Origin of the sequence: Exiguobacterium sp. SH3S1, assembly GCF_004337105.1 — a bacterium.
GTDB lineage: Bacteria > Bacillota > Bacilli > Exiguobacteriales > Exiguobacteriaceae > Exiguobacterium > Exiguobacterium aurantiacum_A.
The window spans coordinates 170,191-191,669 of record NZ_SJUW01000002.1 but is presented as its reverse complement, the minus strand read 5'-3'; the positions used below and the strand labels follow the sequence as shown (position 1 = coordinate 191,669).

Genomic DNA, 21,479 nt, shown 5'->3' with positions numbered 1-21,479 from the left:
ACACAATCGTCGGTTTTTCAATATGAAAGGAGCACAACACCAATGAACATCATGAGCGTGGTTGGTATTTTGGCATTAATTGGAATCGCTTACATCTTCTCGACCAACCGTAAAGCCATCAAATGGCGTACTGTTCTTGCCGCCTTCGCGGTCCAGTTTACATTCGCATTCCTCGTCCTTTTCACATCGGCAGGACGCGCGGCGTTAGAGTTTATCTCAGGAGGCGTCCAAAACGTCTTGAACACGGCGAACGCCGGGATCGGCTTTGTCTTCGGTTCGGCTGTCGGGGGAGACAACTTCGTCTTCGCGTTCCAGGTCTTACCGATCATCATCTTTATGTCTTCGTTAATTGCCTTTCTTTACTACATCGGTGTCATGCAGTGGGTCATCCGAATCCTCGGTACGGCACTTGCAAAAGCACTCGGTACGTCACGTAAAGAATCGCTCTCAGCGACGGCGAACATCTTCGTCGGTCAGACGGAAGCACCGCTCGTCATCAAGCCTTACCTCCCATCAATGACACAATCAGAATTGTTTGCCGTCATGGTCGGTGGTCTCGCATCGGTTGCCGGTTCGGTACTTGCTGGATACGCCGCACTCGGTGTTCCGCTCGAGTACTTGCTCGCAGCGAGCTTCATGGCAGCGCCTGCTGGTTTGATGTTTGCGAAAATCATCGTTCCGGAAACAGAAACTCCGGATGATGATATCGAAATTGCTGAAGATGAAGAGAACAAAGCAGCAAACTTCGTCGATGCGGCCGCTCGCGGTGCGTCAGACGGTTTGTTCCTCGCATTGAACGTCGGTGCGATGCTTCTTGCCTTCGTTTCATTGATCGCACTCGTCAACTTGCTTCTCGGTGGAATCGGTGGTTGGTTCGGTCTAGAAGGCCTCTCACTTCAATTGATCCTTGGTTACGTGTTTGCACCGCTCGCGTTCGTCATCGGTGTACCATGGGCAGATGCCGTACAATTCGGTAGCTTCCTTGGACAAAAACTCGTCTTGAACGAATTCGTTGCCTTCTCTGAGTTCGCACCGATCATCGGTTCAGGTGATTTGTCAGCTCGTACAGAAGCGATGATCGCGTTCGCACTCTGTGGATTCGCCAACATCTCATCACTTGCCATCCTTCTCGGTGGTCTTGGTGGTATGGCTCCGAACCGTCGTAACGACATCGCACGTATGGGTGTCCTCGCGATTCTCGCAGGTACGCTTGCGAACTTGATGTCAGCGACTCTCGCTGGTCTTCTTCTCTAATCGTTATTCACAAACAAGAGCGCTCACTCCGGTGGGCGCTCTTGTTCATGGTTGCCATATAGTGACTACAAAAAATCACCCAAGGGATGTCTCCCTTGGGTGATTGGGCGTTAAGCTTGCAGTTGCATGTGTTGACGTTCGATCCACGGCTTCAACTTCAGGAAGAGCGGGACGAACAAGGCGGTGATCAATAATGCCTTAATCAAGTTGAACGGTAAGATGCCGTACAAGACGAGGTTCGTTTTGACTGCCGGATCGGCCATCTCGGCCATTCCGAAGAAGAACGCGTAAGCTGGTAAAATGAGTAGGTAGTTCAAAATCGCCAAGCTGAGCGCCATCGTGATCGTACCTGCCACGAGGCCTGAAGCGAGCGCTTTATTCGTTTTACGTTTATGGTAGAACCAAGCGACCGGATATATGAATGCGACACCTGCAAAGAAGTTCGCGACTTCACCGACCGGGACGCCGCCACCGTTAAAGACATAGTAGAGGACGTTTTTGAGAGCGACGACCACGACACCTGCGAGTGGCGAGAAGACGATACCGGCGACGAGCGCTGGGATGTCACTGAAGTCCACTTTTAGGAATGGTGGCAGGAAGGGTAGCGGGAAGTTAAAGAGCATGAGGACGAATGAAATCGCCCCGAGCATCGATAGCGTCACCAGTGTTGTCAATCGTTTGTTGCGCGTTGTTTTCATCAAAATCTCTCCTTTTGTCGCTCCTTGATGAATGGCACCCGTCGCATAGAAAAACCCGATTGTGTGAACAATCGGGAGAGTTTACGCGCATACGAAACAGATGTTCTCGTCAACGTTTAAGCCACGCCAAAGAAAACATCCAAATATCGGTCGGATGCCGCCATCTTCTCCCATCCAGACTTTACTGTCGGCTTTCGAATCTCACGAAATCAGCAAGCAACGCCTTGCTCGCTCACGGGCTGAGAAGAACTTGTCTTCAATACCGCCGGTCGGGAATTTCACCCTGCCCCGAAGATGGAACGATTTAATTTTTTTTGTTACAGTTTAGTTATACAAGATATTTCACAAAATCACAAGTCAGTTGACTTGAAGTGAAGATAAATGAGGAGGAGTTCAGATGATTCATTTGACAGAGCCAGCCGCACTACAAGTCATCGATATGATGAAACAGACCGAACGCCCTGAAAATCAGTTCTTACGGATCAAAGTCCAAGGCGGTGGGTGTACCGGCCTATCCTATGGGATGGGGTTCGATGAAGACAAGACGGACAAGGATGTCCAGTTCGACCATTACGGTGTCCGCGTCATCGTCGCCGAAGCTGACCACGGTGTCGTCGACGGGCTCGAGATCGACTACAAGCAGTCGATGCTTGGCGGGGGCTTCACGATCAAAAATCCGAACGCGATCGCGACGTGCGGTTGCGGCTCGAGTTTTCGGACGGCGGCGAACGCCGGCACGCCCGGGGATTGCTAAACGATAGACGGGTTGCCGACATGTTCGGCAACCTTTTTTGGTGAGCATGTTAATGAGAGGAAATGAACGGGAATATTGGATGGAGAAGGATGAGAAGGGGGTAGGTACGATGAGGAAAGTGTTGATTTTCGGTGGCTCACGTTACTTTGGGAAACGGCTCGCGCTCCGTCTCGCTGAAGCGGGGGACGACGTGACGATCGTCACACGCGGTCAGCTGCAAGTGCCGGAAGCGGAAGGCATCCGCTCCATTAAAGGCGACCGTCAGTCGGTCGCGACGATGAAAGACCTCGCACGCAACGAGTATGACCTCGTCTACGACAATATTTGTTTCAATCCGTATCAGGCGAAGATCGCGACAGACGCCTTCATGGACCGGGTCGGGAAATATGTGCTCACGTCGACGATGTCCGTATATGCGCCAGAGGCAGCTTTAAAAGAGAGCGACTTCAATCCGCTCCATCATGAATATCACCTCGACGCGGAACACGATTACGGACAAGGGAAACGAGAGGCCGAATCGTACTTCTTCCATCGGGCCTCATTCCCGGTCACGACGGTGCGGTTGCCGATCGTCCTAGGGCCGGATGATTACACCGACCGGTTAAAATTTTATGTCGACGCGGTTCGGAACGAAGAACCGATCGTATTACATCACCCGGAGGCGTTGATGGGATTCATCTCGAGTTTCGAGGCGGCAGCTTTCTTGGAATGGGTCGGCCGTGCCGACGTGAGGGGGCCGTTCAACGCCGCGAGCGACGGCCTCATCTCGCTAGGTGCGCTCATGGAACGAATTGGACAGCATATCGGTAAACCGGTCCAAATCATTAAGGATGGGGCGTCGTCCCCGTACGATACGGACGTCGACTACTACATGTCGAACGCCGAGGCGAAAAAAGCTGGCTTCGTGTTCACGCAACTCGATGATTGGATTGACCGTGTCATCATTCAAACGATCCGCAAATGAAAAAACGGCCTCTCATCGTTCGCAGATGAGAGGCCAGTCTTTATTTCCCGGCAAATACCGAGGTTGAATGTTGTGGGTGACGCGCTGTCGGGTCGACGAGCTGCTTCACTTGGTTGATGGCGATCGGTGCTTCACCGAAGCCGGTCGCGATCAATTTCACTTTGCCTTCGTACGTGGCGATGTCACCGCAAGCGAAGATGCCGGCGACTGTCGTCTCCATCCGTGAGTCGACACGGATCGTGTTTTTCTCAAACTCCATGCCCCAGTTTTTGATCGGGCCGAGCGATGAGACGAACCCGTAGTTACAAATCAAGTCGTCGATGTCGACGAACTTCGATTCGCCATCTTTGTCCGTCAGTTCGACCGACTCGATATGCGTCGCGCCTGAGAGTGATTCGATATTATAAGGCGTCCAGACGTTGATCGTCGAGGCCTTCATTTGTTCGACCGTATGCTCGTGAGCCCGGAAGCGGTCACGACGGTGGACGATATGGACTTCTTTGGCGATACCTTCGAGCATGAGTGCCCAGTCGACGGCCGAGTCGCCGCCGCCGGCGATCATGACGCGACGGTCGCGGAATTTCTCCATGCTGTCGACGAAGTAATGAAGGTTCGCATAATCTTCACAACCGTCCAGTCCGAGCGGACGTGCGGCGAACGCGCCGTTGCCGGCTGTGATGATGATCGCTTTCGTATGGTACTCGTCCTTGTTCGTCGAGATGTGGAACGTACCGTCTTCGAGTCGCTCGACCGTTTCGACCGTCTCGCCAAGGCGATAATCTTGTTCGAACTGATCGGCTTGCGCTTTCAGTTGGTCGACCAAGTCTTGGGCCTTCACTTTCGGGAAGCCGGCGATGTCATAAATATATTTCTCTGGATAGAGCGTCGATAATTGCCCGCCTAGTTGCGGCAAGCTTTCGATCAACGTCGCATCGAGTTGGCGCATACCTGCATAAAATGCGGTGAACAGTCCGATCGGACCGCCACCGATAATGACTACATCTTTCGTCGATTTCATCGAATTCCTCCTCATGAAGCGTGTACTTCTATTATATGGTCTAACGTGAACTAAATCCATTCAGTACAAAGATGCAATACTTTCGAAAAAAATTCAAGAAGATAAGCTTTTTCATTGAGAAAACAGATTAAACGTCGTACAATGAACGGGAAGCAATTGTGAACATTGGTTGAACAAGAATTAGGCTTTATTGTGAACATCTATGTGAAAAAACACACAACATAGTTGTTCAGGAAAACAAAACTTTTAAAATAAGGTGGAAATGAACATGAAACGACCTAACATTGTTATCCTCGGCGCAGGTTTCGGTGGACTCATCACGGCAGTAAACCTGCAAAAGACGCTCTCAGCTGGAGATGCAAACATCACGTTGATCAACAAACACGATTACCATTACCAAACGACTTGGCTTCATGAGCCGGCGGCCGGAACGATGAAGCCTGAGCAAGCTCGTGTCTACATTAACGATGTCGTCAATGCATCACGCGTTAAACTTGTCAAAGGGATCGTCGATCGCGTCGATACTACAGCCAAACAAGTGATGCTCGAAGACGGATCGACTGTCGAGTACGATTACGTCGTCTTCGCCCTCGGTGGCGTACCGGAAACGTTTGGTATCCCGGGCCTTAAAGAGAACGCGATGACGATCAACTCGCTCAACAGCGTTCGTAAAATTAAAGAACATATCGAGTACTCGTTCGCACAATACAAGACAAGCGGATCATCTGACCGTGCATTCGTCACGATCGTCGTCGGTGGTGCCGGATTCACAGGTATCGAGTTCCTCGGTGAGCTCGTCAACCGTGTCCCTGAACTTTGCAAACAGTACGATGTTCCCCGTGAAGCGGTCCGCATCGTCAACATCGAGGCAGCGCCAACGGTTCTTCCAGGGTTCGACCCGGAACTCACGACGTATGCGCAAAAATGGCTCGAGCGTAACGGCGTCGAGATGAAACTCGGCAACGGCATCAAAGCTGTAGAGCCAGGTGTCGTCACGTTCGGTCCACTCCAAGGTGAGACGACAGAGACGATCGCAGCGAACACGATCCTGTGGACAGGCGGCGTCAGCGGCAGTCCGACCGTAGAGAAGTCTGGCTTCGAAGCGGTCCGTAACCGCGTCATGGTCGAGGCAGACAACCGTGCCCCTGGCCACGATAACGTCTTCATCATCGGTGACTGCTCAGCGGTCATGGATCCGGTATCAAACCGTCCGTACCCGCCGACGGCGCAAATTGCGACACAGCAAGCGCACAACGTGGCGAAAAATATCGCTGCGCTCATCAACGGCAAGTCGACTTCGAAGTTCACGTATGAGAGCAAAGGGACGGTCGCGTCACTTGGCCATAACGATGGAATCGGAATCGTCATGGGCAAAAAGATCTTCGGTCGTAACGCTTCATTCATGAAGAAAGTCATCGACAACAAACACTTTATCGAGCTCAAAAAATACGGTCTCGTCCTTAAAAAAGGTAAATTCTGATTCGGTTGAGCCAACGAGCAGCCTGTTCATTTGAACGGGCTGTTTTTTCATGTCAACGATTCAGTGAACTTCTTTGACCAAGCGGATTTCTTTTCGGTATAATAGACAACGGGAAAAGGGGGCAATCACATGCATATCATCCAAGCCGTCATCGGCGCGATTTTATATTTAGTCATCTTCTTCAGCATCGGGTTCATCTTGAATATGCTGCTCAAAAAGACGTGGACGCTCGTGTTCATCTATCCGATTTTCGTCATCATGATGATCGACAACGTCAAGCTGTCAAGCTACGTCACGGAAACATCGACCGCGCTCGCGAACGTCTATGAGCGTCTGCTCGGTCTGCAGTTTCTCGACATTTTTATGCTCGGATTCGGATTGCTCGGTGCCATTTTGGCAGGGGTCACCATCCGGTACTTGCGTAAGAGCGGTTACTCGATGTTTTAAAGACGACAGAAATGTTCGTCTTTTTTTGGTTTCTGCCTACTTTTTTAGAAGCTGAACCGATATACTAGATAAGATAACGATTTAAATTAGTAAGGGATGCGATACGAATGACATTACCGATGTATACGATCAAAAAAGTGTTGAATAATAGCGTTGTCATCTGTCAACATGATACGGATCCGGAAGTCATTCTGCTTGGGAAGGGGATTGGCTTCGGCAAGAAAGCGGGCGATCTTGTCGACCCGGCCAGCGTCCCGGAGAAAGTGTATCAATTGACGGACAAAGAAGAGCAATCTCAATACCGCGAGCTCGTGAAGCACGTCGATGAAGACTTCATCGCCTTCATGCAAGACATCGTCGGCTTTATCGAGAGCAGCACGGGAAAAAAAGTTGACCAACATATCCACATCGGCCTGACCGATCACTTGTTCTTTACTATGAAACGAATCGAGCAAGGGATGGAAGTGACGAATCCGTTCTTGCTCGAGACCGAATCGCTCTATCCGAACGAGTACGCGCTCGCCGAACGGATCGTCGACATGATCCACGAGCGCCTCGACGTGTTGCTTCCTGATGCCGAAGTCGGATTTATCGCCCTTCATATCCATTCGGCGACGACGTTTAAAAACGTCCTCGAAGTCAATCGTCATAATCAAATCATCGGACAGATCGTTCAGACGATTGAGAGTCGTTTGAACGTCAAAATGGACCGGACTTCGCTCGATTATAAGCGCTTACTTCGGCACTTAAGGTACGCCGTTGAGCGGGTTGCGACAGGTGAGACGGTCGAGGCCCCACAAAAAATAGAAAAGGTGTTGCGTGAAGAATATCCGCTATGCTATAGTACTGCTTGGGAGCTGATGGGCATCATGGAACGCGAATTAAAGCGTCCTGTCCCACGAGGTGAAGCGACATATTTGACGATGCATCTCCAGCGACTGACTACAAGTAGATAACTGATACCACGTATCTTACGTGTTACTGATTCGATCAGGCATGAGTAAGGAGTGGAACGGCTACGATTTCTCTATTTAGGAGAAGTCTACGTTCTGTACCTTATTCATGCCTGTTTCTGTTTTTATAAACGTTCATTATGAAAACGTTTAGATACGTCGGTTGTCTGACATCTACGTTCGGTTTCAACACAAACAATTACAAAAGGAGGATTTATCATGTTTAAGCAGATTTTTGGTGTTCTTCAAAAAGTCGGTAAAGCGCTTATGCTTCCTGTTGCGATCTTGCCGGCAGCCGGTCTTCTTCTCGCATTCGGTAACGCGATGCAAAACCCAGCCCTTACGTCACGCGCTGGTTGGTTGACGAACGCAGGCGTTGTCAAGTTTGCTCAGCTCATGGAGCAAGCAGGCGGAATTATCTTCTCGAACTTAGCACTCTTATTCGCAGTCGGTGTCGCGATCGGTTTAGCAGGGGACGGCGTTGCCGGACTCGCAGCCATCGTCGGGTTCCTCATCATGAACAAAGTCATGGGTGTTTGGCTCGAACTCACACCTGAGATCATCGCACAAGGTGACCCATCTTACGCGTCAGTCCTTGGTATCCCAACACTTCAAACAGGTGTCTTCGGTGGTATCATCGTCGGTCTGATAGCGGCCTGGGCATACAATAAGTACTTCAATATCGAATTGCCGCAATTCCTTGGCTTCTTCGCTGGTAAGCGCTTCGTCCCGATCGTCACAGCTGTATTGGCTGTCGTCGCTGGTTTCGTCATGCTTCTCATCTGGCCACCGGTTCAGCACGGATTGAACACGTTCTCGAACTTCATGTTGACTGAAAACCGCACGTTAGCGGCGTTCGTCTTCGGTTTAATCGAACGTTCATTGATCCCGTTCGGTTTGCACCATATCTTCTACTCACCGTTCTGGTTCGAATTCGGATCATACACGGATGCAGCTGGTACGATTGTCCGCGGTGACCAAGCGATCTTCTTCGCTCAAATCCGTGACGGTGCCGAGCTTACAGCCGGTACGTTCATGACTGGTAAATACCCGTTCATGATGTTCGGTCTTCCTGCAGCAGCACTTGCGATGTACCATGAAGCACGTCCTGAACGTAAAGCGGTCGTCGGTGGTCTCTTGGCTTCGGCAGCACTCACATCGTTCTTGACAGGTATCACTGAGCCGATCGAGTTCTCATTCTTGTTCGTCGCTCCATTGCTCTTCGCAGTACACGCAGTCTTCGCTGGTCTTTCATTCATGGTCATGCACATTTTGAACGTCAAAATCGGGATGACGTTCTCAGGCGGTTTGATCGACTACCTTCTCTTCGGTGTTCTTCCTAACCGTACAGACTGGTGGCTCGTCATTCCAGTCGGACTTGCGTTCGCAGTCATCTACTACTTCGGATTCCGTTTCGTTATCCGTAAGTTCAACCTTAAAACACCGGGCCGTGAAGATGAAGTTGTTGAGCAATCAACTGCTACTGGTTCGGAACTTGCACAAGATATCCTCGTTGGTTTCGGTGGTTCACAAAACATCAAACACTTAGACGCATGTATCACACGTCTTCGCGTCGAAGTTAAAGATAAGAGCCAAGTGAACAAAGAAGAGTTGAAACGTCTCGGGGCAGCTGGTGTCCTCGAAGTCGGTAACAACATTCAAGCCATCTTTGGACCGCGTTCGGATGCATTGAAATCAGAGATGCAAGCGGTCATCGCTTCAGGTAACGAAAAGAAAGCAAACTAAGTATTAAGCCAATCCGTTAAGGGTTGGCTTTTTTTGTGTGGGGAAACGGTTTCAGCCTGGTATCAGATGGGGAAAAGTAAGTATTCTGACAAAAGGAGGAACCATGATGTGGAAGAAAGTGTTTGGTGTATTGCAGCGGATCGGGAAAGCGCTCATGCTTCCGGTTGCGATTTTGCCGGCAGCCGGTCTATTACTCGCCTTTGGTACTGCGTTCCAAAATCCTGATCTCGTTTCGCTGTTACCTTTCTTGGCAAATGATGCACTCGTCCTCGTTTGGCAAGTCATGACCGATGCCGGGGATATCGTGTTTGCCAATTTAGGTCTGTTGTTCGCCGTCGGGGTCGCCATTGGGCTGGCCAACGGAGACGGTGTTGCCGGGTTAGCAGCTATCGTTGGTTATTTGATCATGAACAAAGTTATTAGTACGTGGAACGGGATTACTGCAGAAATTGTCCAGGGGGATCCTGCCTATGCATCGGTACTTGGCATCCCGACGCTCCAAATGGGGGTATTCGGGGGTATCATCGCCGGTTTAATTGCCGCGTTCGCGTATAACAAGTACTTTAACATCAAGTTGCCGGACTTCTTAGGATTCTTTGCCGGTAAACGTTTCGTTCCGATTGCGACCGCCGCGTTCAGTTTGGTGATCGGGATTGCGCTGGCCTATGTCTGGCCGCCGATCGGTACTGCCATCAATACGTTCTCGAGCACGATCATTGAGGCGAACGTGGCGGTTTCCGCCTTCGTTTTCGGATTGGTCGAACGCTCGTTGATCCCGTTCGGTCTGCACCATATTTGGTACTCACCGTTTTGGTTCCAGTTCGGGGAATATACGAACCAAGCGGGGGATCTCGTCCAAGGGGACCAACGGATCTTCTTCGCCCAACTTCGTGACGGCGTCGATTTCACAGCCGGGACGTACATGACCGGGAAGTTCCCGTTCATGATGTTCGGATTGCCTGCCGCCTGTCTCGCCATGTTCCACACCGTTCCGAAAGAGCGTCGTAAAGACGTAGAAGGACTTTACTTCTCAGCAGCCCTCACTTCATTTTTGACGGGGATCACAGAACCGGTCGAGTTCTCGTTCGTCTTCGTCGCACCACTTCTCTTCGGTATTCATGCCGTGTTCGCTGGACTCTCGTTTATGACGATGCATTTGCTAAACGTAAAAATCGGGATGACGTTCTCGGGCGGACTCATCGACTACATGTTGTTCGGGGTATTACCGAACCGGACGGCTTGGTGGCTCGTCATTCCAGTCGGTCTCGTCTTCGCGGTCATCTATTACTTTGGATTCCGTTTCGCGATCACGAAGTTCGATTTGAAGATTCCAGGTCGTGACGTCGTCGCTGAAGGACGTGGCGCCCGAACGGTCGTCGGCGATGACCTTCCGTACGAAGTGCTCGTCGGTCTCGGCGGTCCTGAGAATATCAAGCATCTTGATGCTTGTATCACACGACTCCGTGTCACCGTGAACGATGTCAAACAAGTCGATAAAGACTTGCTGAAAGATCTGGGTGCCGCCGGTGTGCTTGAAGTCGGTGATAACATCCAAGCTATCTTCGGACCAAAATCCGATACACTCAAGTCGCAAATTGCCGCCATCATCGAAGGTGGCGAGTACAAACCGAAAGAAAAAGCGGTCATCACGCCGGAAGCGGCCGAGCATGCCGACCATCGCTTCCTCGCACCGATGTCCGGTGTCATCTTGTCGCTTGACGATGTACCGGACCAAGTCTTCTCGGGCCGAATGATGGGTGAAGGGTTCGCGATCGAGCCGAGTTCCGGCCAAGTCGTGGCACCAGTCACTGGTCAGATCACGACGTTCTTCCCGACGAAACACGCGATTGGGCTGCTCGCGGACGACGGACGCGAGATTCTCATCCACGTCGGTCTTGATACGGTCAATCTGAAAGGGGAAGGGTTCGTCGCCAAAGTGAAAGAAGGCGACCGCGTCGAAGCGGGAGATATTCTGCTCGATGTCGACCTCGACTTGATCCGTGACAAAGTCCCGTCGCTTATCACGCCGATCATTTGGACGAACGGGGACGGCAAAGTCGTCGTCGTACCGTTCGGAGAGACGGTCGTCGCCGGGGAAGCGCTCGATTTTAGAACGGATGACAAAGGCGCGGAATAAGCGCAAAAAAAAGTGGCTCTCGCAATTTTGCGAGAGCCACTTTTGATTATGCTTTAATATCGAATTTTTGGCTGATGAAGTTGACGACTTCTTCGGCTGTATCCATGTTGAGGACGTCGTTGACGATCGCTTCTGTTTCAGCTTTCGTAAGACGTTTGACGAGGCTACGTGCGCGAAGGACGCTTGAAGCCGACATCGAGAACTCGTCGAGGCCAAGTCCGAGCAGGATTGGAATCGCGAGCTCTTCTCCAGCCATTTCGCCACACATGCCGACCCATTTGCCTGCTTTGTGTGCTTCTGTGATGACGTTTTGGAGAAGGTTCAAGATGGCCGGGTTGAACGGCTGGTACAAGTACGAGACTTTCTCGTTCATGCGGTCAGCTGCCATCGTGTATTGAATCAAGTCGTTCGTGCCGACAGAGAAGAAGTCGACTTCTTTCGCAAATTGTTTCGCCATGACAGCTGTCGAAGGAATTTCGACCATCATCCCTGTCTCGTAGTTACCGACAGCGATGCCTTCTGCTTTCAACTTCGCTTCTTCTTCGAGAAGAAGGGCTTTCGCCGCGCGGAACTCTTCAAGTGTCGCGATCATTGGGAACATGATAGCGAGGTCACCGTGAGCCGAGGCGCGGAGAAGGGCGCGAAGTTGTGTGCGGAACAAGTCCGTTTCTTCAAGGCAAAGGCGGATGGCGCGATAGCCGAGGAACGGGTTCATCTCTTTCGGAAGGTCGAGGTAAGATAATTCTTTATCTCCACCAATGTCGAGCGTACGGATGACGACTTGTTTGCCTTCCATACCTTCGATTACTGTTTTGTATGCAGTATACTGCTCTTCTTCAGTCGGGAACGTTTCTGAATCCATGTAAAGGAATTCTGTCCGGTAAAGACCGATCGCATCAGAACCGTTTTTAAGAACGCCTTCAAGGTCGTTCGGTGTCCCGATGTTCGCCGCGAGTTTCACTTTATGACCGTCTGCAGTGACAGACTCTTCGTTGACGAGTTGCTTCAATTCTTCTTTGTACGCTTCGAATGACGCACGTTTTGCGACGTATTCATTGACTAGTTCTTCAGACGGATTGACGAAAACGTCTCCTTCTGTCCCGTCGATGACGACGAGGTCGCCGTTCTTGATTTCTTCGAGTGCGACTTTTGTTCCGACGACTGCCGGGATTTCAAGTGAGCGCGACATGATGGCCGAGTGTGACGTACGACCGCCAATGTTTGTCGCGAACCCTTTGACGTATTTGCGGTTGAGCTGAGCTGTATCAGACGGTGTCAAATCTTCAGCGATGATGATGACTTCCTCTGAAATTGAAGCAGGTGTCATGAACGTGACGCCGAGGATGTGGGCCATGACGCGTTTTGTGACGTCGCGGACATCAGCCGCGCGCTCGCGCATGTACTCGTTGTCCATCGATTCAAAGATCATGATCATCGTTTGAGCGACTTCATCGAGCGCTTTCGCAGCGTTCATGTGTTCGCTTTCAATTTTTTCGTTCACTTGCGAGACGATTTCTGGGTCTTCCACGATGAGCAAGTGAGCCGAGAAAATCTCAGCCTTGTCTTCTCCGAGTTCACGCAGTGTGATCTGGCGGATTTCTTCGAGTTCTGTTTTCGACTGATCGATGGCTGCTTGGAAACGCGCCTTCTCAGCGGTTACGTCCTCGATTTTGTTCGTCGGGATGTCAAATGAAGGTGTCTCCATGACGAATGCTTTCGCAACTGCGATTCCTGCAGATGCGCCAATACCTTTAATGTGTGACATAAGCGTAATCCCTCTCTTCAAAGATATAGTGTTCTTTCCAACGGTTACCTCGTTAGTTCTTACCCGAAATGAAAAAGGAACTAACGAAAACCCGGAAGATTAAAGTAGCAACGGTCTACTACTAGGGGAAGCCTCGACCGAACAAAATGGCCTCGCCTCGAGCACGAGGGATGCCTGATTGCGTACTTTCCTATCCTATCATAAAATAAATCATCGTCACAACGAGGAGATAGCTTTTGAATTTGAAGAATTAGCGACGATTGCGCATACTATTTCATTATTTCGATGAAGTTCGTTATGCTTACCCTATATAAAGAAGGGAAGTGGCAAATATGTATCAATTCGCTGAATTAGACTGGACCGGTTCACACGACACAGTCGTTGTCGGAATCGGGGCGGCCGACGCCGTCGAAGCAGGGCTCGACACGTTGTTCAACGGGCGCGTCAAATCGCTCATCCAGTCAGCTGACATCTCGACGAAGACAGGGGAAGTGTCGATCGTGCCGACGTTTGAGGGGAATATCAAACGCGTGCTGTTCGTGGGTTTAGGACAACGCAACGATTCGTCCGTCGAAAACTTACGGAATTGGTTCGGGAAAGTCGCGAAAGAAATCAAAGCCCGCGCCTTCACGGACGTCGCGGTCGCGCTCGACACGTTTGAAACAGGAACGGCGAGCTTGTTCGCCGAAGCGTATGAGATGGCGACGTATGAGCATCCTACATACAAGTCGGCGCCAAAATCGGCGGCACCGGACGTGACGATCACCCTTTTAGGAGACGCGAACGAAGCGGACGTCGAAGCGGGTGCCGCATACGGGCGTGGGGCCAACGTCGCTCGGACGTTGACGATGATGCCGGCTAACATTTTGGACGCAGTGGCGCTAGCTGACTACGCCGTCGACCTGGCCGAACGTCATGGTTTCAGCCATCGAATCATTGAAAAAGAAGAGATGGAGGCGCTCGGTATGGGGGCGCTGCTCGCCGTCAATCAAGGTTCGACAATTCCGCCGAAGTTGATCGTGCTCGAGTACAACGGTGCCGGTGACGATGCGCCGATTGCCGTCGTCGGAAAAGGTGTCACGTTCGACACGGGCGGTTACTCGATCAAGCCGAAAGACGGGATCGTCGGGATGAAAGGCGATATGGGTGGTGCGGCCACCGTGCTCGGTCTGTTTGAGACGCTCGCGACGACGAAACCGGCTGTCAACGTGCTCGGCGTCATTCCGGCAACGGACAACATGATTTCAGGAGACGCGTTCAAACCGGACGACGTCATTACGGCGATGAACGGGAAAACGATCGAAGTGCTCAATACCGATGCGGAAGGACGACTCGTTCTTGCCGATGCGGTGACGTTCGCGAAGACGTATGAGCCGAAAGCCATCATCGACGTAGCGACGCTGACAGGCGGTGTACTCGTCGCGCTCGGTACTGAGGTGACGGGTTGCCTGACGAACGACGACTCGCTCTATGAGGCACTAGAGACGGCGAGCCGAGCAACGAATGAGCTCGTTTGGCAAATGCCTTACTTTGATGTGTTCATCAAGCAAGTTCGGAAATCTGAAGTCGCTGACTTGAACAACTCACCGGGCCGTTACGGTCATATGATTTTCGGTGGCGCGTTCGTCGGCGAGTTTGTCGGTGACACGCCGTGGCTCCACCTCGATATCGCGGGAACGAGCGAGCGTTCTGCGGCGAGTGATCTCGGTCCAAAAGGCCCGACCGGTGTCATGGTACGTACACTTGCGTCAATGCTCGAAGGATGGAAGCGTTGAAATTCGGATTGATGTTGATCGGTTTGGCCATCGTCGCAGGTCTCGGCTATGCGGCTTGGCCGAGCCAGTTGTTGTTGGGGGTATCCGTCTTTAGTGCGGTGCTCGGAGTTTTGTTTTTGATTCAGGAGGGACGCCGTGGTCGGAGTAGGAATTGATGGGGCACGCGGAGGCTGGGTACGTATCACGTACGATAGCATCTCGCTGTGCTTGACCATCTCAGAACAGTTGGAAGATTTATTGATTGACGGGGCAATCCACTTCGTCGACATGCCGAACGATCTCGGGACGATCTCAAACCCGGACCGGACGTGCGATGCGTGGATGCGGGCCCAGTTGAAGCAACGGAAGTCGTCGATCTTCACGCCGCCGATTCAAGACGTCGTGATGGAACAGACGTATGAAGCCGCCAATGTGAGAAGCCGCGAACTGATTGGAAAAGGAATCAGCAAGCAAGCATGGAACCTCGTGCCGCGTATTCGTGAGTTTCAAACGATTACGGCTGAAGACGTGTATGAGTCGCATCCGGAAGTCTGTTTCGCCGTCATGACCGGACACGAGGCCGATTTCAGCAAAAAGACTGAGGCCGGCGAGGCCGAACGGATCGAGCTGTTGCGGCGCTATTCGAAAAGTTCGCCGTGGAAGTGGAAGATGTCGAACGTCAAAGTCGACGATATCATCGACGCATGTATCCTTGCCGTCGCCGCCTATGAGGCCGGGACGACAGGCTTAGAGACGCATCCGCATCAAACAGAGGGATTACCGTTCGTAGCGGTACCGAAGACAAAAGAGCGATGACCGCGTCATCGCTCTTTTGGTGTCTGGATCGGTCCGAGGACGAACTTCCATATGTAATGAAATACTTGGGCGTTGTAGAGTGCTTTCAGCAATACCGCGAGGACTGGTCCTAAAATGAAACCGAGGACACCGAACAGTTGCAGACCGACAAAGATCGAGATCAAAGCCGCGAGCGGATCGAGGCCGATATGAGAGCCGACGATCTTCGGCTCGGCCAAGTTACGTTGGACGATGACGAGGATATAGAGCACGAGAAGCCCGATCGCGCTGAACCAGTCGCCTGAGATGGCCGCGTAGGCTGCCCATGGCACTAAGAGTGTCCCGACACCGAGGTAAGGCAACAGATCAAAGAAGGCGGCTAACAAGGCGAATGAGAACGGGTTGTCGACACGTAGAATGAACATCCCGACCAAGACGATTCCGAACGTGATGGAAATGAGGGTCAATTGGGCCCGGACATAGCCGAACAAAGCCGAACGTAAATTGAGCATGACGAGTTCGAACTCTTTAAAGCCTTTTCGTTTATTCAACCGTTCGATCGAACGCATGTAAGACGGCCAGTCTTTCGTGATGAAGAACCAGGCTAGGACGATGACGACGAACAAGAGCAGGACGAGCGGGAGTGCGCTCAGGATGTCTTGCAGGAGCCCGGCGACACCTCGTGACAGGACGCCGATCGCGGCACCGAGTTGGACGCCGATTTCAGTGATGCCACCTTCGAGCGATGTCGTTTGACCAGGGTTTAACCGCTGGATGCTGTCGTAGGCGTCGTTGACGAACGGGGCGATTTTTTGATTGAACATACGCTGCACGTAGGCAGTGAACGTCTCGATCTGGTCTGGAAGTTTTTCGGCCGCAATCGTCAAGTAACGGATCAATTGGGTGACGACGATGGCGATGACGCTGCTGACAAGACTCATGACGATTAGCAGTGAAACGAGGGTGCCAAGGGCACGCGGGATCTTCGTTTCACGCTCGAACAAGTTGACGAGGGGGACTGTCAACAAGGATAACAAGAAAGCGAACACGAAAGGATACGTGTACGTAAAGAGGACGCTCAGTCCCCAAATAACGAGCACGAGTCCGATGCCGACAAGGAGAAACCGAAGTAATTGCCAAAGTCTTACAGGAGACATGAGGCGTTGCCCCTTTCCTAACAATTGGATTGAGCATAGTATACCACGCAACTGGTAAATGAAGAGGATGGATAGGTGAGTAAATATGAAGGAGATTCAACAGAAAATCGATCGGATGATTATCCACTTAGGAGGATATTGGCGGCCGTTATCAGGCTTGGCAAGGTTATTAGAAGAAGTGGGGGAAGTGGGTGGTGCCTTGCATGACCAGGACGAAGCAGCGCTCGTGGAAGAGCTGTTAGACGTATTCGTCATTTCAACTTGTCTCGCCAATCAGTATGCGATCGAACTTGACGATCAATCGAACGGACGAGGCGAGCGCCTCGTTCATCGCGCTTACTATTCGCTCGTTCGGGAAGCGGGGGAGGTTGCCCGGACCTTGAACGCCTACGAAGGGGATAAAAAATTGAAAGCATCATCGACACCGGGTTCGTTACAGTATCGAATCGAGAGCGTCCAAGCAGCGGTGTTCGATATCGCACGCGAGATTGAGCTTGATTTGTATGCGGAAATCGGTTCGCTGATCGATGAGAAATCCGCGCGCGATTTCGGGCGGTTCGATCATACGCCTGATCCGATCACCGAATCGTCGGTGCGATTGTACACGCGTTTTAAACCTGGTCGATATTGGGGAGGAATTGAGGCTAAACCTTCGGAGGAAGCGAGCCGATATAGAGAACGAGAATATAACATGGAACGATTTTTAAAGATTGCCCATGTCGAAGGGCTGGATGGGTTCGTCGTTCGTCAACCGGACGAGCCGTTCATCATGACGTCCTCTCTCGAGCAAGACTGGAAGGTGCCGGAATCGTTCATAATCGACGAAGAATGGCATGGAATAGACAAATTTATTATTATTCGTAAAAACTGGTAGAAAAGTATTCCCCTTTTTATCAAAAATATTCATCTTTTTTTCAAATACTTACTTTTTTTTAAAAAGCGTTATGCTACTATGAAGGTGTTGTTAGTAGAAATTAGCGCGAGAAGAAAGGAATATTTTGGATGAAAATGAAGCTATTGAAAGTTGCTCTCATCTTATCGCTGTTGTTGTTCGGTGCTCAAATCCCTGCGGTTGAGGCATCGACATTAGATGGCGAAACGACTGTCAATTTAAACGTTCGATCGAAACCAAGCACGACGGGAGCCGTCATCACGACGTTACCGAAAGGCACGAAAGTAAAGTATGGGACTTATAACCAATCATGGCATAAAGTGTATTTAAATAGTCGCACTTACTATGCTTCGGCCCCGTATATTAAACGGATCGTCTCGTCACCGACGACGATCAAGACGCAAGCAGCATCATCGACAGGCGTCACGACAGAAAACTTGAACATTCGAGTGACGTCACACCGTGATGCAAAAATCGTTACGACGCTTAAAAAAGGCACTGAAGTGAACTATGCCGTCCATAACTCATCATGGGCCAAAGTGTTCTTGAATGGAAAGACGTACTACGCGGCGAAAGCTTACCTTGCGCCAAAGTTAGTCGTTTCAGCGCCTAAAAAGCAATCGGGCTACACGAATCGCGACATTCAGCTGTTCAATCGCACGCTACAAACATCACCGGTCGCGAAAACAATCTCGGCCAAGCGCGCTGTCACGTTCAGCATCCACAACTCGAGCTGGTCGGTTATTTATGAAGGCACAAAGACCTACTACACACCGACTCGAGGAATTACAGCCGGGACACTGAAGCCGGCGACGACGACAGAGACTGGCTACGCGAACCGGGAATTAAAATTGTTCGATACGCGCAACCAAGCATCGAAAGTCGTTAAAGTACTTCCGTTGAACACGGTAGTCGCATCGAGCAAGTACAACTCGAGCTGGTCGACCGTCTATATCGGCAACGACACGTACTACACGCCGACGGCATGGATCACGCCAGGCGTTGCCCCGGTCCAACCACCGACGACGACAAAGCCAGTAGAGACGAAGATTCAAGGGTATGCCAACCGCAACATTAACTTGTTCGGTAAAACGCACCAGGGTTCATCGGTGTTGCTCGTCTTGCCGCAGTATTCGGCAGTGACATACAGCCCATATAACTCAAGCTGGTCGACCGTATTTGTCGGGGCGAAGACATATTACACAGCGACTTCATGGTTGACTGCCGGTGCGGCACCATCAGCACCTGCCGCAGCGCCACAAGGTAAAGTGTTCACGAACACGCCGGGTGACGCCTTGAACGTCCGAGCGACGGCTTCGACCAGCTCGACGGTACTCGGGAAACTTACGCACGGCACGCAAGTCGATCACTACGGTTCAGCGAACGGCTTCTATAAGATCAAGTACAACGGACGCGATGGGTTCATCTCAGCGGCCTTCACGATGGCGACGAAACCGAATGTATTGAGCGGTGCTGTCATCATTCTCGATGCCGGACACGGTGGAACCGATCCGGGTGCAGTAAGAAGTTCGCTTTATGAGAAAACGGTCGTACTCGACGTGACGAAACGTACGGAAGCGTATCTTCGTTCGAAGTATGGTTACGAAGTCCGGTTGACACGTTCGACAGACGTTTACTTGACGCTCAATCAACGTGTCCAAGCGGCTAGAAACTTACGTGGCGATCTCTTCGTCAGCCTGCATACGAACGCGGCGACGTCATCCGCGGCAAACGGAGTCGAAACGTTCTACTCGACCTCATCGGCCCATAGTGCCAAGAGTCGGGTGCTCGCAACGAACATCCAATCGAATTTGATGAGTGAAATGTCAGGGATGAGAAACCGCGGTGTCAAGACGGCGAACTACTACGTCATCACGTATAACACGATGCCGTCAGCACTCGTTGAACTCGGGTTCATCTCGTCTCCGCAAGATATTGTCCACCTTCGTAGTGAAGCATCACGCCAGCGCATGGCAATCGGTGTTGCTGAAGGTATTGCCCAATACGTGAGAGCATACCATTAATTCCAACCTGCTCGCGCAGGAGTATACAGAAGGCCCCGGCTCATTTTGAGCCGGGGCCTTCCTTTTATGTAGTAATCAAGCCCTCGTCCGAATGGGCGAGGGCTTGGCTTATAAGTCGTCGAAGCCGTTGGCGTCGGTCACTTTCGCGTATGAGCGTGATTTTTGTTCGAAGAAATCGGATTTCGTCGCGTTGAGCGAGTCGTCCGAATAGGCACGGATCCACGGCATGACGTCCTCGTTGAAGCCTTCATACAAATCGTTCAATCCGATGACGCGCAGGCGTTTGTTGGCAAGATATTTGATGTAATCACGCATCTCGCTGACGTCGAGGCCATCGAGGTCACGGAGTACGTATTCGCACCACTCGATCTCGAGGTCGACCGCTTGTCCCATCGTGTCGTAGACGAACTGGCTGAAGCTTCCGTCGGCGTCGATTTCCGGGTTCTCGGTCAAGACGGCGCGAAGCAGCTGGCTGACGAAATGCGAATGTTGCATCTCGTCCCGTTGGATATAGCTGATCATCGTCGACGTCCCGACCATCTTCTGATGACGGGCGAGGTTATAGAAGTAGGCGAATCCGGAATAGAAGTTGATGCCTTCAAGGATGACCGAGGCGACGAGAGACTTCGCGAAGTTCTCCGCGTTCGGCACGGCCCGGAAATCTTCATACAAGTCTAAGATGAACTGATTGCGTTTCATGACCATCTCGTCATCTTTGGCGATATCGAAGATGCGGTTCTGCTCGCTGAGCGGAACGAGACTCGATAACACGTAGCTGTACGATTGATTATGGACGACTTCTTGCTGGGCGATGATGGCGAGCACCGAGTGGACCGACGAGTCGGAAGAGAACATCGCCGACTCGAGAATGTAGCGCGTCTGCACCGAGTCGAGAATCGACAACAAGCCGATGATCCGCTTGAACGCGTCTTGTTCACGCTCGGTCAGTTGCGGCCATTGTTGCATGTCTTTTGACATCGAGATCTCATCTGGGATCCAAAAGTTAGACAGTAACTGTTTATAAATCGTATAAAATTGCGGATAGGCGATATCGTTCCAGTTGACGATCGAACTCGTCTCGCCACCGATAATGGCTGTCGCCCGGTTAGGATGTTTGGGCGACAGTAGTTTGATCTTTTGAATGGTCATAGACGTGAACTCCTTCTTCGGCGTTTCGTGCCAACCGCTCGGTCCAAGCACGGACGTTGTACGGTTGGTTGCGCGGCGACTGTTCGATTTTCAACAGTTCACCGGCAAGGGGGATTCCAAATTTCGAAAGGTGGTACGCCATCTCGTCGACAGCGCGGCAGAAATGAACGAACATCTTGTCACCCGTCCCGAAGACGGCGGCTTGACGAATCGGTACCGACTGCTCTTTCAAGAGAAGCCGGAACGTATCTTTCATCTCGTCTGGCAAGACGCCATCGGCCCACGTGTACGACCCGAAATAGACGAGGTCGTACGTGGCGAGCGCCCCGGCCTCGCGATGGCCGATGCGGTCCGCTTCGTACAAGACGGCACGGTCACCCCGATTGACGTGGGTCGCCTGAATCAACTCGGCGACCTCTTCTGTATTCCCGCTCATTGAACTATAGACGATTGCGACGTTCATGGTTAGGTCCCACCTTTCGTTAAACAGAT

17 protein-coding genes, 2 pseudogenes and 1 riboswitch are annotated in these 21,479 nt (G+C 51.5%); of the genes and pseudogenes, 13 read left to right on the top strand and 6 right to left on the bottom strand.

The window, feature by feature from the left end:
* The first annotated feature begins 42 nt into the window (after window positions 1-42).
* Complete coding sequence (locus tag EVJ26_RS03695) at window positions 43-1,254, top strand: NupC/NupG family nucleoside CNT transporter (RefSeq protein ID WP_131455939.1); 1,212 nt, start codon at window positions 43-45, stop codon at window positions 1,252-1,254.
* A 110-nt stretch (window positions 1,255-1,364) separates the two neighbouring features.
* Here EVJ26_RS03695 and EVJ26_RS03690 read toward each other — a convergent pair whose 3' ends face one another.
* Entirely contained in the window at window positions 1,365-1,952 is a 588-nt protein-coding gene (locus EVJ26_RS03690) for an ECF transporter S component (protein ID WP_131455941.1), read from the bottom strand.
* 158 nt (window positions 1,953-2,110) lie between these two features.
* Window positions 2,111-2,252: riboswitch (FMN riboswitch) on the bottom strand.
* Window positions 2,253-2,349: 97 nt separating this feature from the next.
* Here EVJ26_RS03690 and EVJ26_RS03685 point away from each other — a divergent pair.
* Together EVJ26_RS03685 and EVJ26_RS03680 are read left to right on the top strand one after the other, a co-directional pair.
* Entirely contained in the window at window positions 2,350-2,706 is a 357-nt protein-coding gene (locus EVJ26_RS03685) for a HesB/IscA family protein (RefSeq protein WP_070328761.1), read from the top strand.
* A 109-nt stretch (window positions 2,707-2,815) separates the two neighbouring features.
* A complete protein-coding gene (locus EVJ26_RS03680) occupies window positions 2,816-3,670 on the top strand; it encodes a Rossmann-fold NAD(P)-binding domain-containing protein (protein WP_236634015.1) in 855 nt (284 codons plus the stop codon).
* A 40-nt stretch (window positions 3,671-3,710) separates the two neighbouring features.
* Here the strand turns inward: EVJ26_RS03680 and EVJ26_RS03675 are convergent, their stop codons facing one another.
* Entirely contained in the window at window positions 3,711-4,688 is a 978-nt protein-coding gene (locus EVJ26_RS03675; protein WP_131455945.1) for an NAD(P)/FAD-dependent oxidoreductase, read from the bottom strand.
* A 268-nt stretch (window positions 4,689-4,956) separates the two neighbouring features.
* Here EVJ26_RS03675 and EVJ26_RS03670 point away from each other — a divergent pair, with 268 nt between their 5' ends.
* The 5 genes and pseudogenes from EVJ26_RS03670 to ptsG (EVJ26_RS03650) form a co-directional block, all read left to right on the top strand.
* The gene (locus EVJ26_RS03670; RefSeq protein ID WP_131455946.1) at window positions 4,957-6,168 is read left to right on the top strand and encodes an NAD(P)/FAD-dependent oxidoreductase; all 1,212 of its coding nucleotides are present in this window, start codon (window positions 4,957-4,959) and stop codon (window positions 6,166-6,168) included.
* Window positions 6,169-6,297: 129 nt separating this feature from the next.
* Window positions 6,298-6,615 (top strand): YuiB family protein, encoded by a 318-nt coding sequence (locus EVJ26_RS03665; RefSeq protein ID WP_070328765.1) that lies wholly within the window; start codon window positions 6,298-6,300, stop codon window positions 6,613-6,615.
* Between the two features lie 107 nt (window positions 6,616-6,722).
* A complete protein-coding gene (gene glcT, locus EVJ26_RS03660) occupies window positions 6,723-7,571 on the top strand; it encodes a glucose PTS transporter transcription antiterminator GlcT (RefSeq protein ID WP_070328766.1) in 849 nt (282 codons plus the stop codon).
* Window positions 7,572-7,787: 216 nt separating this feature from the next.
* Window positions 7,788-9,287 (top strand): annotated as a pseudogene (gene ptsG / locus EVJ26_RS03655) (glucose-specific PTS transporter subunit IIBC); the annotation flags it as partial.
* Between the two features lie 133 nt (window positions 9,288-9,420).
* Window positions 9,421-11,358 (top strand): annotated as a pseudogene (gene ptsG / locus EVJ26_RS03650) (glucose-specific PTS transporter subunit IIBC); the annotation flags it as partial.
* 139 nt (window positions 11,359-11,497) lie between these two features.
* Here the strand turns inward: ptsG (EVJ26_RS03650) and ptsP are convergent.
* Window positions 11,498-13,216 carry a phosphoenolpyruvate--protein phosphotransferase gene (gene ptsP, locus EVJ26_RS03645; protein ID WP_131469769.1) on the bottom strand — a complete coding sequence of 573 codons (1,719 nt, stop codon included), beginning with the start codon at window positions 13,214-13,216 and terminating at the stop codon, window positions 11,498-11,500.
* A gap of 332 nt (window positions 13,217-13,548) precedes the next feature.
* Between ptsP and EVJ26_RS03640 the strand changes: the two genes are divergently transcribed.
* From EVJ26_RS03640 to EVJ26_RS03635, 3 genes are read left to right on the top strand one after another with little or no spacing between them, the layout of a single operon-like run.
* Window positions 13,549-14,991: a leucyl aminopeptidase gene (locus EVJ26_RS03640; protein ID WP_131468298.1), complete on the top strand. Its 1,443-nt coding sequence runs from the start codon at window positions 13,549-13,551 to the stop codon at window positions 14,989-14,991.
* A complete protein-coding gene (locus EVJ26_RS14380) occupies window positions 14,988-15,146 on the top strand; it encodes a hypothetical protein (protein WP_161567373.1) in 159 nt (52 codons plus the stop codon). Before EVJ26_RS03640 ends, EVJ26_RS14380 begins: the two co-directional genes overlap by 4 nt.
* Window positions 15,127-15,786 (top strand): DUF429 domain-containing protein, encoded by a 660-nt coding sequence (locus EVJ26_RS03635; protein ID WP_131455954.1) that lies wholly within the window; start codon window positions 15,127-15,129, stop codon window positions 15,784-15,786. The genes EVJ26_RS14380 and EVJ26_RS03635 overlap by 20 nt, the downstream gene beginning before the upstream one ends.
* Before the next feature lie 5 nt (window positions 15,787-15,791).
* Here EVJ26_RS03635 and ytvI read toward each other — a convergent pair whose 3' ends face one another.
* Window positions 15,792-16,922, bottom strand: coding sequence for a sporulation integral membrane protein YtvI (gene ytvI, locus EVJ26_RS03630; RefSeq protein WP_131469767.1), 1,131 nt, complete (start codon window positions 16,920-16,922; stop codon window positions 15,792-15,794).
* An 85-nt stretch (window positions 16,923-17,007) separates the two neighbouring features.
* Here ytvI and EVJ26_RS03625 point away from each other — a divergent pair, with 85 nt between their 5' ends.
* Window positions 17,008-17,796, top strand: coding sequence for a MazG nucleotide pyrophosphohydrolase domain-containing protein (locus tag EVJ26_RS03625; protein ID WP_131469765.1), 789 nt, complete (start codon window positions 17,008-17,010; stop codon window positions 17,794-17,796).
* A 128-nt stretch (window positions 17,797-17,924) separates the two neighbouring features.
* A complete protein-coding gene (locus tag EVJ26_RS03620; RefSeq protein WP_131468304.1) occupies window positions 17,925-19,838 on the top strand; it encodes an N-acetylmuramoyl-L-alanine amidase in 1,914 nt (637 codons plus the stop codon).
* A 108-nt stretch (window positions 19,839-19,946) separates the two neighbouring features.
* Here EVJ26_RS03620 and EVJ26_RS03615 read toward each other — a convergent pair whose 3' ends face one another.
* Window positions 19,947-20,987: a ribonucleotide-diphosphate reductase subunit beta gene (locus EVJ26_RS03615; RefSeq protein WP_070328775.1), complete on the bottom strand. Its 1,041-nt coding sequence runs from the start codon at window positions 20,985-20,987 to the stop codon at window positions 19,947-19,949.
* On the bottom strand, window positions 20,944-21,450 hold the full coding sequence (locus tag EVJ26_RS03610) for a flavodoxin domain-containing protein (RefSeq protein ID WP_131468308.1): 507 nt from the start codon (window positions 21,448-21,450) through the stop codon (window positions 20,944-20,946). Before EVJ26_RS03610 ends, EVJ26_RS03615 begins: the two co-directional genes overlap by 44 nt.
* Window positions 21,451-21,479 lie beyond the last annotated feature (29 nt).

Excerpts from the sequence above, each read along its gene's own strand:
- EVJ26_RS03695 (WP_131455939.1), top strand. The coding sequence starts at position 43 with ATGAACATCATGAGCGTGGTTGGTATTTTGGCATTAATTGGAATCGCT.
- EVJ26_RS03690 (WP_131455941.1), bottom strand. The coding sequence starts at position 1,952 with ATGAAAACAACGCGCAACAAACGATTGACAACACTGGTGACGCTATCG.
- EVJ26_RS03685 (WP_070328761.1), top strand. The coding sequence starts at position 2,350 with ATGATTCATTTGACAGAGCCAGCCGCACTACAAGTCATCGATATGATG.
- EVJ26_RS03680 (WP_236634015.1), top strand. The coding sequence starts at position 2,816 with ATGAGGAAAGTGTTGATTTTCGGTGGCTCACGTTACTTTGGGAAACGG.
- EVJ26_RS03675 (WP_131455945.1), bottom strand. The coding sequence starts at position 4,688 with ATGAAATCGACGAAAGATGTAGTCATTATCGGTGGCGGTCCGATCGGA.
- EVJ26_RS03670 (WP_131455946.1), top strand. The coding sequence starts at position 4,957 with ATGAAACGACCTAACATTGTTATCCTCGGCGCAGGTTTCGGTGGACTC.
- EVJ26_RS03665 (WP_070328765.1), top strand. The coding sequence starts at position 6,298 with ATGCATATCATCCAAGCCGTCATCGGCGCGATTTTATATTTAGTCATC.
- glcT (WP_070328766.1), top strand. The coding sequence starts at position 6,723 with ATGACATTACCGATGTATACGATCAAAAAAGTGTTGAATAATAGCGTT.
- ptsP (WP_131469769.1), bottom strand. The coding sequence starts at position 13,216 with ATGTCACACATTAAAGGTATTGGCGCATCTGCAGGAATCGCAGTTGCG.
- EVJ26_RS03640 (WP_131468298.1), top strand. The coding sequence starts at position 13,549 with ATGTATCAATTCGCTGAATTAGACTGGACCGGTTCACACGACACAGTC.
- ytvI (WP_131469767.1), bottom strand. The coding sequence starts at position 16,922 with ATGTCTCCTGTAAGACTTTGGCAATTACTTCGGTTTCTCCTTGTCGGC.
- EVJ26_RS03625 (WP_131469765.1), top strand. The coding sequence starts at position 17,008 with ATGAAGGAGATTCAACAGAAAATCGATCGGATGATTATCCACTTAGGA.
- EVJ26_RS03620 (WP_131468304.1), top strand. The coding sequence starts at position 17,925 with ATGAAAATGAAGCTATTGAAAGTTGCTCTCATCTTATCGCTGTTGTTG.
- EVJ26_RS03615 (WP_070328775.1), bottom strand. The coding sequence starts at position 20,987 with ATGACCATTCAAAAGATCAAACTACTGTCGCCCAAACATCCTAACCGG.
- EVJ26_RS03610 (WP_131468308.1), bottom strand. The coding sequence starts at position 21,450 with ATGAACGTCGCAATCGTCTATAGTTCAATGAGCGGGAATACAGAAGAG.